This is a genomic window from Acinetobacter sp. YH12231, assembly GCF_013417755.1.
Taxonomy (GTDB): domain Bacteria; phylum Pseudomonadota; class Gammaproteobacteria; order Pseudomonadales; family Moraxellaceae; genus Acinetobacter; species Acinetobacter amyesii.
In genome coordinates this window covers 1-14,456 of record NZ_VPDJ01000024.1, presented here as the reverse complement: position 1 = coordinate 14,456, position 14,456 = coordinate 1, and the positions used below count along the sequence as shown (strand labels likewise).

The window sequence follows — 14,456 nt, the reverse complement described above, 5'->3', positions numbered from 1 at the left end:
TCTTAATTAGATAAACATCTATGTAAATATTGAGAGTTGTTAACAAAAAAATAAATAAATTATACAAATGTGAGAGTATTATATGAGCTATTAACACAATTGGTATATAGGTCTCCAAATGAAAATAGCTGTGAGTAAACTTGGATCTTTATATCTTAGCCTCGGCATAATGCTTGCGGGTTCAGCAACCCAAGCGGCAACTACTGCAGATGCTTTCAGTTCTGAAAGCCCATGGATGTTCGGTGATTGGAACGGTCAACGAACAGCGCTTCAACAGAAAGGTTACGATTTTAGTTTTAGTTATGGTGGCGAATTAGCCACTTTGTTAGATGCAAAGCATGCTTCTGGTCATGGCACTGAATATGCGGACCAATTCGCGATCGGGGCACATCTCGATTTAGAAAAAATTGCGGGTTGGAAAGATACCGAAGCACAAATCAATATCACTGAACGTAATGGTCGTTCATTGTCTCAAACTTCAGATGCATTAAATGGTCATTTAAGTGCAACACAAGAAGTGTGGGGTCGTGGTCAAACTTGGCGTTTGACTGATTTTTGGATCAAGAAAAAATTCTTAGACCAAAAATTAGATATTAAAGTCGGTCGTTTTGGTGAAGGTGAAGATTTCAACAGCTTTGACTGTGACTTTCAAAACCTAGCACTTTGTGGTTCACAAGTGGGTAACTGGGTTGGTGACCAATGGTACAACTGGCCAGTTAGCCAATGGGCTGCTCGCGTGAAATATAACATTCAGCCTGAACTCTACGCACAAGTCGGGGTTTATGAATACAACCCTGAAAATCTAAAACGTGGTAAAGGTTGGAACTTGAGTACTGATGGTTCTAAAGGTGCGATTATTCCTGCTGAAGTGGTGTGGACTCCAAAAGTGGGGACACAAAAGCTACCGGGTGAATACCGTGCAGGTTACTACTACAGTACCGCTGATGCCGATGTCATTGATAGCCCAGTAAATGAAAAAGATCACCATCAAGGTGGTTGGATTGTGGCGAAACAACAACTGACAGCACACAAAGACGATGCCTCACGTGGCTTAAGCGGTTTTGTGAATGTGACTGTGCATGACTCAGACACCAACAATGTGAGTGATATGCAAAACATTGGCTTGGTCTACAAAGGTGCATTTGATGCACGTCCTCAGGATGAAATTGCGATTGGTTTAGGTCGTATCAGCATTAATGATGATGTGAATGATGCCAATATTGCCAATAACAGCGTTGATGCACGCGGTCTACAAAGTGAAGAGTATGACGCAGAAATTTACTACGGTATTCATGCAGCAAACTGGCTGACTATTCGTCCAAATATTCAATATATCCGTCACGTCGGTGCTTACAAAAATGGTGAGAATGCGTGGGTCGGCGGTATCAAATTTCAAACAGCATTTTAATTGATGTCAAATTAGAGTTCTTATAAAAGCAATTCGGTAATTCTGAGAAAAATTACGATATTTTCCCTTGAATTGTTTTTGTAACAACTTCTCTTTGCGACATAAAAACGGTGGTGTGTTGAATGTGTTTCACGCACCAAATACAACATTCGACAATAGAGGTGGTCAACATGAGCAACCCATCTACTGGAACTGGGATGCGAACATTTACCGTCGTTGTGATGGCAATTTTCGCCTTAGTTCTATTGATTGGTGGTATCTGGCTGGCAGTCCTTGGCGGTTCTTGGTACTACATTATCGCCGGCCTGTTAATGCTGGCTTCAGCAATATACTTAAGAAAAATTCAAAACAGTTCTTTATACATTTATGCAGCGTTGATGCTGGGTACAGTGATTTGGGGACTTTGGGAGGCAGGTTCTGACTTTTGGGCACTTGCACCGCGTTTTGATATTTTAGGCTTATTGGGCCTTTGGTTACTGATTCCTGCCGTGACACGCGGTATGGAAAATGGCAAAACTGCGAAAATTACATTATCAGGCACACTGGTGATTGCGATTATCGTGATGATCTATTCAATTTTTAATGATCCGCAAGAAATTCACGGTGAAATTAAAAATGCACAACCTCAAACAGCCAAAGCGATTGAGGGTATTGCTCCTGAAGATTGGCCTGCCTATGGTCGTACACAAGGTGGTGTACGTTATTCTCCACTCACCCAAATCAATAGCGACAACGTTAAAGATTTAGAAGTAGCGTGGACTTTCCGTACAGGTGAGTTACCAACAGAAAATGACTCAGGTGAAACCACAAACCAAGTCACTCCGATTAAAGTCGGCAATGACATGTTTATGTGTACAACTCACCAACGTTTAATTGCACTTGATCCTGCGACAGGTAAACAAAAATGGGCATTCGATCCTAAGCTTAAAGCGGACAATACCTATCAACATTTAACATGTCGTGGTGTGTCTTATTTTGACGCAGCAAATACCACTCAGTTTGCAAAAAGCTTAGAGAACAAACGCTCGACTTCAACTGAATGTCCGCGCAAAGTGATCTTGCCTGTAAATGATGGTCGTTTGGTTGCAGTCAATGCTGACACAGGTAAAGTATGTAGTGATTTTGGTCATAACGGCGAAGTCGATCTACAAAAAGATATGCCTTATCCGTATCCGGGCGGTTATATCCCAACTTCACCTCCAGTGATTACTGGTACAACTATTGTGATTGGCGGTTCAACTACCGATAACTTCTCGACTAAAGAGCCATCTGGTGTCATCCGTGGTTATGATGTCAATACCGGTGAATTATTGTGGATCTTTGATACAGGGGCGGAAGATCCAAATGCCATGCCAGGCGAAGGTCAAAAATACTCTGTAGCCTCACCGAATGCATGGGCACCTTTAGCATATGACGAAAAACTTGACATCGTTTATGTGCCAACAGGTGTAGGCACACCAGACATTTTTGGTGGTCACCGTACGCCATTAGATGAACGCTATGCAAACTCAATGTTGGCATTAAATGCATCAACAGGTAGATTAATTTGGAATTTCCAAACCACGCATCATGATTTGTGGGATATGGATGTACCATCACAACCTTCATTGGCAGATATCAAAGATAAATCAGGTAATACTGTTCCTGCGATCTATGTCTTAACCAAAACAGGTAATGCATTCGTCCTTGACCGTCGTACCGGTAAAGCGATTGTGCCAATCACTGAAAAAGCGGTTCCACAAACTGTAAAACGTGGTCCACAAACTAAAGGTGAGCATTATTCTGCAACTCAACCATTCTCTGATTTTGATTTAGCACCAAAAGATAAATTGACTGATAAACAAATGTGGGGTGCCACTATGTTTGACCAGTTGATGTGTCGTGTGTATTTCAAATCATTAAACTACGACGGTATTTATACACCACCTTCTGAAAATGGCACATTGGTATTCCCAGGTAACCTTGGGGTATTTGAATGGGGTGGTATGTCGGTGAACCAAGACCGTCAAGTTGCTGTGATGAACCCAATTGGCTTGCCATTTGTGACTAAGTTGATTCCTACAGATCCAAACCGTGAGCAAACTGCGAAAGGTGCGGGTACTGAACAAGGCGTGCAACCGATGTATGGCGTACCTTATGGTGTGGAAATCAAAGCCTTCTTGTCACCACTTGGCTTACCTTGTAAACAACCTTCATGGGGCTTTACTGCAGGTGTAGATTTAAATACACATGAAGTGGTCTGGAAAAAACGTATTGGTACAATTCGTGATAGTTTACCGAAATTGTTCCAATTACCTGCTGTGAAAATTGGTGTACCGGGTCTTGGTGGATCAATCTCGACTGCTGGTAATGTCATGTTTGTAGGCGCAACACAAGATAACTATATCCGTGCAATCAATGTAACGAATGGTGATACTTTGTGGGAAGGTCGTCTACCAGCAGGTGGTCAAGCGACTCCAATGACTTATGAAGCAAATGGTAAACAATATGTTGTGATCATGGCTGGTGGTCATGGTTCATTTGGTACAAAACTTGGTGATTACCTTGTTGCGTATGCTTTACCAGATAAAAAATAAGTGATTTTACATCGCTAAATAAAAAGCCCGATTTATCGGGCTTTTTATTAGCTGAAATTCTTTATGTAAATTTATGCTAAGTAATAGAAAAATAATTCAATATATTAATAAATAAAAAGTAAAGGACCGAAATCCGCTATATCAGTGAAATTGCGACAGTCTTATCAATAAAATCGCTATTAAATATGTAAAAAACGCATTTTCTTGATAGATAAAATCTCGTTATGCTGTGCATTGTTATAATAGAAATTACTAGCTGTACGCCATGTATTTATATACTGATTTTGACCAGCAACTGGTTAATGAACGTGTTGCACAGTTCCGTGATCAAACGGAACGTTATTTAGCAGGTAAATTGACGGAAGATGAATACCGTCCACTGCGTCTTCAAAACGGCCTTTATGTACAACGTTATGCACCGATGCTACGTATTGCAGTACCTTATGGCCTGATGAATTCTAAACAATTACGTAAAATTGCGTCATTGGCTCAGGACTATGACCGTGGTTATGCGCACGTATCTACTCGTCAAAACATTCAGTTTAACTGGCCTGCACTAGAAAATGTGCCTGATATGTTACAAGAGCTCGCATCTGTTCAAATGCATGCGATTCAAACTTCGGGTAACTGTATTCGTAACACAACCACTGACCAATATGCAGGTGTGGTTGCGGGTGAAATTGCTGACCCACGCCCAACGTGTGAATTGATTCGTCAATGGTCAACTTTCCACCCAGAATTCGCTTTCTTGCCACGTAAGTTCAAGATTGCAGTTTCAGCACTGGAAGAAACTGATCGTGCGGCAACGTCTTTCCATGATATCGGTGTGTATATCGTGAAAAATGAAGCAGGCGAGATTGGCTATAAAATCAAAGTTGGTGGTGGTTTAGGCCGTACCCCAGTGATTGGTAGCTTTATTCGTGACTTCTTGCCACGTGAAGATTTGATTGCTTATTTAGAAGCGGTACTTCGTGTATACAACTTACACGGTCGTCGTGATAACAAATATAAAGCACGTATCAAAATTTTGGTGAAAGCATTAACACCAGAAGTATTTGCAGAGAAAGTGGAAGCTGAATTTGCACATACCATCAAAACTTTAAAAATTGATGCTGATACCTTGGCGAAAATGGATGAGAACTTCACACCATTTGATTACCAAGATTATGCAGATGAAGATTTCGCAGAGCAATTTGCCGCAGAGCCGAAATTTAAACAATGGTTCAACATCAACACCAATGCACATAAAGTCAAAGGTTACCGCATCGTTACGATTTCTTTGAAACGTGCGGGTATTGCACCGGGCGATATGACCGTTGAAGAAATGAACCTGATTGCTGACTTGGCTGACAAATATACCTTTGGTGAGTTCCGTACCACACATGAGCAAAACATTGCGCTTGTAGATGTACCGCAAAAAGATTTGTTTGATCTATGGAAAATCCTTGATCAACACAATCTTGCACGTGCGCATATTGGGTTCTTAACCGACATCATTTGCTGCCCAGGTGGTGATTTCTGTTCATTGGCAAATGCGAAATCGATTCCAATTTCTGAAGCCATTACACGTCGTTTTGATGACTTAGACACCATTTACAATTTGGGTAAATTGGATCTAAACATCTCTGGCTGTATGAATGCGTGTGGTCACCACCATGTGGGTAACATCGGTATTTTAGGTGTAGACAAAAAGGGTGCTGAGTTTTATCAAATCACTTTGGGGGGTAATGCTAACCATGATGCATCGATTGGTGACATCTTAGGCCCATCATTTGCAGCTGAAGTTGTACCTGACATCATCGAAGAGATCTTAAATACTTATCTAGACCTGCGTGCTGAAGGCGAAGAGTTTATTGATACTTACCGCCGTGTTGGCATCCAACCATTTAAGGAGCGTGCATATGCTTAATACAGCACTACAAGTCCTCTCTAAAGATGGCTCGATTGCAGACAATACTTACCAAGTGATTGGTGAAGATGGTGTGTTGCCACAAGGTGACGTAGTTTTAACGGTTGAGCAGTTAGATCAACTTGCGAATGTGTCAGGTAAAAAAGCACTTTTTGTAACGGTGGATGCTTCACCTGAAACCAATGAATTCCCGCTTGATCAGTTGGATGCAATCTTTATCGAGTTTGCCGGCTTTAACGATGGTCGAGGTTACTCATTTGCTGCATTGTTACGTCGCCAAGGTTTCCAAGGCGAACTACGTGCGACAGGTGATGTATTCAAAGACGTGTTGAACTACATGAAGCGTTCAGGTTTCGATACTTTTGTAGTGAAAGAAGGTAAAGATATTGCTGAAGCTGCTGCTGGCTTAGGTGATTTTACCAATCCATACCAAGCTTCAACTGCTGTACCGCAAGCACATTATCAAACAGGTGCTTAAGTGCCTTGATAAATAAAAAAGCCTCCATTCGGAGGCTTTTTTATTTATCGAAATACTTTTAATGAGTGATTATTCGTTTTCAAGCTGGCAATTGACCATCCATTTAATACCGAACTGATCGGTAAATGCGCCATACAGCGCACCCCAAAAGGTCTTTTCGAGAGGCATTTCTATAGAGCCTCCTTTGGACAAGCCATCAAACAGTCGTTTGGCTTCAGCTTGTTCACTGCTGTCTAAATTAATCGAAATATAATGATTGCTGCCTAAGGTAAAGCGTTGATTGGATTGCGCACAGAATTGTTCGTTGACATCTGAGGCCATCAGCACGGTAAATTCATTGATCGGTAGGGAAATATGCATAATCTTTTGCTGATCTGCATCGGATAGTGAAATGCCTTCCTCAGCAGGCATATCACCATAACGCATCACATTGAGGAATTCTCCACCAAGTACAGAGCGATAAAAATTAAAGGCTGCTTAGATATTGCCTTTAAAATTCAAGTATTGATTGAGCTGCATAAAGGTCATCCATTTTTATTATGTCGACATTTATTTTTATGAGCCCTTGCTGAGCAGTATGGGAACAATTTATGTCTAAAATGTAAGCATAAAAAATCCCTCTTACAGAGGGATTTTCAGTCTCCCTCCTTTATTAAAGGAGGGGTTAGGGGAGGATTAAAGAATATTCCCTCTAAATCGTCCTTTGTGAAGGGAGTCAGCAGAGGATTAAAGCAATTCAATCGCCACAGCAGTCGCTTCACCACCACCGATACATAGCGCTGCAATACCACGCTTACCACCTGTACGTTTTAATGCATGGATCAACGTTAAAATAATGCGTGAACCGGTAGAACCAACTGGATGTCCTAGTGCACAAGCACCGCCGTTGATATTTACTTTTTCAGCATCTAATTTAAATTCATCAATTGGGCACATCGTGACCATAGCAAAGGCTTCATTGATTTCCCATAAATCTACGTCAGCAACATTCCAACCCGATTTATCTAGAACTTTTTGAATTGCGCCTACAGGTGCAATAGTAAATTCTGAAGGATGCTGTGAATTTGATGCATAAGCCACAATTTTCGCGAGCGGATTTAAACCTTTTGCTGAAGCTTGCTCTGCTGAAGTTAAAACTAAAGCAGACGCACCATCAGAAATAGAACTAGCATTGGCAGCGGTAATCGTTCCATCTTTAGCAAAAGCAGGGCGTAACGTTGGAATTTTTTCGATATTAGCGTTAAAAGGCTGTTCGTCTTTATCGATAATCACATCACCTTTACGACTCGAAACAGTGACAGGCACGATTTCGTCAGCAAAATAACCCTCAGTAATTGCAGTTTGTGCACGTTTAAGCGAGCGAATGGCGAAGTCATCCATTTGTTCACGTGTATAGCCTTTTGTATTTGCCATATCCTGCGCAAAAGACCCCATGAGTCGGCCCGTTTCTGCATCTTCTAGGCCATCTAAGAACATATGATCTTTAACATCACCATGGCCCATACGGTAGCCAGCTCGTGCTTTGGTCAATACATACGGCGCATTGGTCATTGACTCCATACCACCTGCAACCACGACTTGAGCCGAACCTGCCTTAATCATATCTGCCGCTTGCATCACGGCCTTCATACCTGAACCACACAGCTTGTTGATGGTTACGGCACCAGTTGAATCTGGAAGACCGGCTTTACGCATCGCTTGACGGGCAGGACCTTGTTTCAGGCCAGCCGGAAGCACACAGCCCATAATGACTTCTTCAACATCTGTCGGTTGTAAACCCGCGCGTTCGATGGCTGCTTTAATCGTAACTGCGCCTAATTCTGGTGCAGTGACAGCGGCTAAACTCCCTTGAAAACCACCCATTGCTGTACGGGCACCATTCACGATGACGATATCAGTCATTACATGTCTCCATTTTCTTATACATTAATTTTTGAATACGTCAGCAGTATAAGTAAAATTGAACAGGAATAAAGCAAATTTAAAAGGCTGCTTTGGACTCACCGGTTCTCAAATTAGCAACTGGTTGGGTTTTCAAATCGGATATGTCCCATTCGACTTAAGACTGCTCGGATCGGTTGAAGCGTTGATTTCGAACAGTAGTAGAAACTGCCATTTGAACCATTGGGTAAACCGGAGCTAGCCTGAAAGGTGAGACTTGGAATGTGTAGAGTCCCACGCCAAGACAGATCGCCATATTTTAAGTTGAGTTTGTCTTGCAGTAATATTTTTTCATTTGCATCAACTTGACGGTTTTTATTACTGTCAATAAATATAATCAGACCACTGTTCCAGTTGTTAGGTTGGCAAAGTTTAAAGTCAAGACTAGGACAAATCACAATATTGGAATGATAAATAGTGGCATGAGCCCGTGCGAATGCATTGTGATTTTGAATAGTCGATTTGATGTTATTCGCTTCTCGCTGCGCCATTAAATTGTTGAAATGTGGTAAAGCTATCGTCACGATAATGACAATAATCGCAATTGAGACTAAAAGTTCAAATAAAGTAAAGCCAGTTTCTTTGTTGTAAGACATTGATTTAATCCAAAATTTAATATTATTTTTATATGTTTAGTGTTATATGTGTTTTTAATGGCGATATTAATTTTGAGTATAGAATTTCATTACTCAATTTTAGATAAAGCTGTTAAAATGAAAATAGCAAGTGACAATAGGCGATTCACTGCTCAAAATTGAGTAAAAATTTACCGAATTACAACGGAAATTGTAAGTAATTTTGTCAATAATTTACTTGATTAGATTAATCAAGCACTTGGAAAAAGAATAAAGTGTTTGTATGATTCAGCGTAAATAGCTTAAAAAAAAACTGGGGTATTAAGAAAGCCTATCTCAGGATAGCCAATTTTTCGGCTTGAGCTTGAACAACAATTGTTATCTCTGGAGGATAAATCCATGAAAATGAGTCGTATTGCATTAGCAATGCTCGTAGCTGCTCCTTTAGCAGCTGCAAACGCAGGCGTAACTGTTACTCCATTAATGCTTGGTTACACTTTCCAAGATTCTCAACACAACAACAGCCGTGGCAACCTTACTGAAGGTCCAGAGCTACAAGACGACTTGTTTGTTGGTGCAGCACTTGGTGTTGAATTAACTCCATGGTTAGGTTTCGAAGCTGAATATAACCAAGTTAAAGGTGATGTAGACGTTGATCACGGCGAATACAAACAAACTCAAATCAACGGTAACTTCTATGCTACTTCTGATTTGATTACTAAAAACTATGACAGCAAAGTTAAGCCATATGTATTGTTAGGTGCTGGTCACTATAAATACAAATTTGACGAAGCTCTTGCTCGTGGTGTAAACGGTACTGATCGTGGTACTACTGAAGAAGGTACTTTAGGTAACGCTGGTCTAGGTGCTTTCTGGCGCTTAAACGATGCTTTATCTCTACGTACTGAAGCTCGTGCTACTTACAACATCGATGAAGATTTCTGGAACTACACAGCTTTGGCTGGTCTTAACGTAGTTCTTGGCGGTCACTTGAAACCTGCTGCTCCTGTAGTTGAAGTTGCTCCTGTAACTCCAGTTGCTCCAGTTGCTCCAGCTCCTCAAGAGTTGACTGAAGATCTTAACATGGAACTTCGTGTGTTCTTTGATACAAACAAATCAAACATCAAAGATCAATACAAACCTGAAATTGCTAAAGTAGCTGAAAAATTAGGCGAATACCCTAATGCTACAGCGAACATCGAAGGTCACACAGATAACACTGGTCCACGTGCTCTAAACGAACGTTTATCACTAGCTCGTGCTAACTCTGTTAAATCTTCGCTTGTTAACGAATACAACGTTGACCCAGCTCGTTTATCTACTCAAGGTTTCGCGTGGGATCAACCAATCGCTGACAACAACACTAAAGAAGGCCGTGCTATGAACCGTCGCGTATTCGCTACGATTTCTGGTAGCCGTACTGTAGTGGCTCAACCTGGTCAAGCTCAATAATTTGAGTTTAACTTCGGTTAGAAAAAAGCGGCTCTTTTGAGTCGCTTTTTTTTGTTAAAAATTTAAAAAAGGAGATTTAAATTTGGCTAAAAGGCACTAACGCAAAAGCGTTGTTTACTTTTAAATAATCGTTGGATGTAAAAGGATTTATCTATTCATGTGGCAATTAAGCATGTAAAAATTCAAACTATTGTATATTAATTAATCATCTGTTTGCCTAAGAGCTTTAATTGAACATAACCAGGTTGTATTTTTATTTTTTTATAAAAGCAATAAAAAAACAATTATTTACATTTGTCTTATCTACAATTTATAAAAAATGAATATTTATATTTTTCATTAAAAAAATATAATCATCGGGATTCATGATGCAGTTAAGAATTATTCTAAATATAATAATGATTCTTATTCAAGTAAAACTAATCTTGAAATGATGAATAATTTTGCAAAAACACACTTAGTACGTTCTATAACTATGGTGCTGCTCGGTGTTGGAGGGGCTACATCTGTGTTTGCAGCGGATACAACGGTACTTGAGACGATTGAGGTTGAGGTACCTGCAGAAAAGCAACTTGCAAATGGTAAGTTGAAAGCCAATACAGACCTAGGTGCTTTGGGAAATCAAAAAATTGTTGATACGCCATTTAGCGTAACAGCATATAGTGAAAAACTGATTGAAGAACAGCAAGCGTCAACTGTAGCACAAGTTTTAAAAAATGATGCGAGTATTCGTATGACCACGAATCAGGGGGCATTTATATGAAAATTTCCAAATTCGTGGATTTGGTGTGCATGGTGATGAAATTGCTTTAGATGGTTTATACGGAATGGCACCGGTCAGTCGTGTACCCACAGAAACCTTAGAGGCTGTAATGGTCTTGAAGGGGCCAAATGCCTTGGTCGCTGGGATGGCACCTAATGGAGGGGTTGGTGGTGTGATTAATATTACGCCTAAACGTGCACATGAAGATTTAACTAGACTGACTTCTACTCTGGAAGATGAAGGTTATTACCAAAGTCATCTTGATGTTTCACGCCGTTTCGGTGAACAAAAAAAAAATTGGTGTTCGCACGAATTTAGTCTATGGCCAAGGTAAACGTAATATTGATGGAGAAGAAGATACTAAAGCACTGGGTTCAATTGCTGCAGACTATACTACAGATCAATTACAAGTAAATTTTGATGCCTATGCAATACATGAAGATCGTGAAAATGGTTCACCAGCCATGGTTTCGTTTGCAAAGATTAAAAAAGTGATTGCGGCACCGGAAGGTGGGTTAAATTATTTTAATGATTCAGATACTCAAATAGATAGTAAGTTTGTTGGTTTAAAAGCGAAATATGCATTAACACCGAATGCAAATATCTTTGCTGGTGCTGGTTATGCAGATAAAAAATATAAAGGCTTTGTATTTGGCACACGTATGGTTCTGAATAATGAACAAGGTGATGCGACTACACAGACTTATGGTCAATACGCGCACTTTAAAAATACATCCGCAAATATTGGCGGTGATTATAAATTTAATACGGGTATTGTTTCACACAAATTAGGTCTTCGAGCAGATTATCTTAATATTCAGACAGATCAGCATAACCCTGCTACATCCAGTGGATATTCAACTAACTTATATAACCCCGGTCAAAATGGATTAATGGCGGTCGCACCAAGTGTCATGCCATTAAATGACAATACGTTTGCAAGTTATACTTTGAGTGATCAAATTTCATTACTTCAAGACAAACTTCAATTTATTCTCGGTTTACGTTACCAAGATATGGATTTGAAGAATTTTAGTTCACAACGTAAAAATAGTGCTGATTGGCGTTATGAAGAAAATGCTTGGTCACCTAGTTTAGGTCTTGTAGTTAAACCTTTTGGTGAAAATCTTTCTTTATATGCCAATTATGTAGAGGGTTTGAGTCAAGGTAAAACAGTTACAGATGAAAGTGATCTGAATTTTGGAAAAACTTTTGCACCTTTTAAAACCGAACAATATGAAGTGGGTGCTAAATACCAAAATGGATCATGGTTAAATACACTTGCTTTGTATGAGATTAAAAAGCCTGACACTATGGTAATTGATGGGGCGACTACTGATGGTGCAGAAACACGTGCTCGAGGCATTGAATGGAGTTTCTCAGGACAAGTTCGTGATGGTTTAACGATATTAGGTAACATGGCTTATCTTGATACGGAATATACCAAAGCATTAGTCAATAAAGGCAATGAGCTTCTAGGTATGCCAGATCTTACAGCGACAATTGGTTTGGATTATGCGTTACCTTTACTCGACGGTTTATCTGTGAATGGTCGAGTAAACTATGTAGGTGAACAATATGTTGATTCAGCAAATACCTTACAATTACCTGATTTCACGACAGTGGATTTAGGTGCACGTTATAAAACAAATTTAGGTGGTGTATCTACAACATTTATGGCAAATGTCGACAATGTGACCAATAAAAAATATTGGGAGGGCGTATTTAATGAAAACTTTGCCACGATTGGTGCAGACCGTACCTATAAAGTTGGTGTGACTTTTGATTTCTAAGTTAGATTAGTTTTTTTAATATAAAAAGCCACCTATTTAAGGGGGCTTTTTTTGTTGATGAGGGATTCACGGCATATATTGCTTCACCACACCATCATCGAGGAGTTGTTGGAAATGCTCAACCACACTGTTTTGAATATCACGGTATTCGATCCCTAATTCTTTCTTGCTCTTATCTGCATTAAAGTAAATTGGGTAACCCATATTGAGTTCAACAAATTTACGTGGGAAGCCGGCAAGAGGGCCAAATGTCTTAAAGGCAAACTTCGGTAAGGTATTGCGCGGAAATGGAAATTTATTCCCAAAATGTGCGCGTAATAATTTGCCCATGTCTAATAGGCTTAGTGTTCCACCACTAATAATATAACGTCCGCTTGCTGCGGGATTGAGAGCTGCTTGTACGTGCGCATCGGCAACATCGCGAACATCGACGATACCATTCCACATTGGTGGAACACCGGCCAAAGTTATACCATTGGCAAACTGTTGTAGCACTTCAACGCTTCCTGACTGTGTTGACGCAGTTAAAGATGGCCCCATGACCAATGCTGGATTGACACAAACCAGATCCCAACGGTTTTGTGCTTTTTGCATATCCCACGCTTTGCGCTCTGCCATTACTTTTGAATATGGATAAGGCTGATGAGTTTCTGAACTGGAGATATTCCAGTGAGACTCATCAAATTCATTATGCTCGGTCTGTAGAATATCAATGGCATCACCATAGGTTGATGCGATGCTTGAAGTCACGACAACACGTTTTACTGATTCAGTTTTATTGACACTGTTGAGCACATTTTCAGTACCTAAAATGGCCGGCTCAATAATATCTTTAATCGCGTCTTTATAGTTGGTCACTACAAATGGAGATGCCATGTGGATCACAATGTCACAACCTTGCATGGCTGAATCAAATGCACCCTCATCCAATAAATTGGCTTGAAACAGTTTTAAAGTGCCAGTTGTATCAGCTGCAATTTTTTCGAGGTGTGCAAAACCTGATGTTTTATTGAGATCGCGAACAGTGGCATGTACTGTATGCTCTAATTCAAGTAAGTTTTTAATGACCCAACTGGCAATATAGCCTGTCGCGCCTGTGACGAGTATCTGTCTTGTTGTCTTGCTATTCATATTCTTCAACTTTAATTGACGCATTTTTTTATCATATTGAGAATATTTGGTTTTGTCTTTGATTGATTTGAAAAAATATATGTTGATGATTGGGTTTAATACGCTCTAAATTCAGCAGAGAATGCATTAAATGCTGTAAAAGTAATTTTTTATTGATTTTAAAAATGCGAATATGGGATGAATGTTGGATAGATGTATATTCTTATGATTACGGACGCAAAATCTCACAAATAAATGGACAAAGAGTCATATCTAACTAGTACGCTTTAATTTAAAGCCTAGATCTTCGGTCTAAGCTTCTTCTGCTATTCACCAATTAAAATGTCTATGCGATAAACCATTTAAAATGTCCTGTTTTTAACTGCAAGAGTCAAGAACAGGATTTAAATATCTTTGTTCAATAACAGCTTTCTGAGCTTTACGACTCGGC

General features: G+C 39.9%; 8 protein-coding genes and 2 pseudogenes. 6 read left to right on the top strand and 4 right to left on the bottom strand.

From position 1 onward, the window contains the following. Positions 1–169: 169 nt before the first annotated feature. The 4 genes from FTV11_RS13945 (at position 170) to FTV11_RS13930 (ending at position 6,371) form a co-directional block, all read left to right on the top strand. Entirely contained in the window at positions 170–1,408 is a 1,239-nt protein-coding gene (locus FTV11_RS13945; protein WP_257222677.1) for a carbohydrate porin, read from the top strand. A gap of 170 nt (positions 1,409–1,578) precedes the next feature. Next, a complete protein-coding gene (locus tag FTV11_RS13940) occupies positions 1,579–3,984 on the top strand; it encodes a glucose/quinate/shikimate family membrane-bound PQQ-dependent dehydrogenase (protein WP_180074191.1) in 2,406 nt (801 codons plus the stop codon). Positions 3,985–4,249: 265 nt separating this feature from the next. Continuing rightward, a complete protein-coding gene (locus tag FTV11_RS13935) occupies positions 4,250–5,893 on the top strand; it encodes a nitrite/sulfite reductase (RefSeq protein ID WP_180074190.1) in 1,644 nt (547 codons plus the stop codon). After that, entirely contained in the window at positions 5,886–6,371 is a 486-nt protein-coding gene (locus FTV11_RS13930; RefSeq protein ID WP_168379542.1) for a DUF934 domain-containing protein, read from the top strand. The genes FTV11_RS13935 and FTV11_RS13930 overlap by 8 nt, the downstream gene beginning before the upstream one ends. A 69-nt stretch (positions 6,372–6,440) precedes the next feature. Here FTV11_RS13930 and FTV11_RS13925 read toward each other — a convergent pair. From FTV11_RS13925 to FTV11_RS13915, 3 genes and pseudogenes are all read right to left on the bottom strand, one after another. Next, positions 6,441–6,890: pseudogene (locus tag FTV11_RS13925) on the bottom strand (VOC family protein). Between the two features lie 207 nt (positions 6,891–7,097). After that, positions 7,098–8,273 (bottom strand): thiolase family protein, encoded by a 1,176-nt coding sequence (locus FTV11_RS13920; protein ID WP_180026710.1) that lies wholly within the window; start codon positions 8,271–8,273, stop codon positions 7,098–7,100. A gap of 113 nt (positions 8,274–8,386) precedes the next feature. Further along, entirely contained in the window at positions 8,387–8,908 is a 522-nt protein-coding gene (locus tag FTV11_RS13915) for a GspH/FimT family protein (RefSeq protein ID WP_180026711.1), read from the bottom strand. A gap of 378 nt (positions 8,909–9,286) precedes the next feature. Between FTV11_RS13915 and omp38 the strand changes: the two genes are divergently transcribed. Together omp38 and FTV11_RS13905 are read left to right on the top strand one after the other, a co-directional pair. Further along, positions 9,287–10,339 (top strand): outer membrane protein Omp38, encoded by a 1,053-nt coding sequence (gene omp38 / locus FTV11_RS13910; protein ID WP_180026712.1) that lies wholly within the window; start codon positions 9,287–9,289, stop codon positions 10,337–10,339. A 433-nt stretch (positions 10,340–10,772) separates the two neighbouring features. Beyond that, positions 10,773–12,895 (top strand): annotated as a pseudogene (locus FTV11_RS13905) (TonB-dependent receptor). 66 nt (positions 12,896–12,961) lie between these two features. Here the strand turns inward: FTV11_RS13905 and FTV11_RS13900 are convergent. Beyond that, the gene (locus FTV11_RS13900; RefSeq protein WP_257223262.1) at positions 12,962–14,050 is read right to left on the bottom strand and encodes an aldehyde reductase; all 1,089 of its coding nucleotides are present in this window, start codon (positions 14,048–14,050) and stop codon (positions 12,962–12,964) included. Positions 14,051–14,456: the final 406 nt, after the last annotated feature.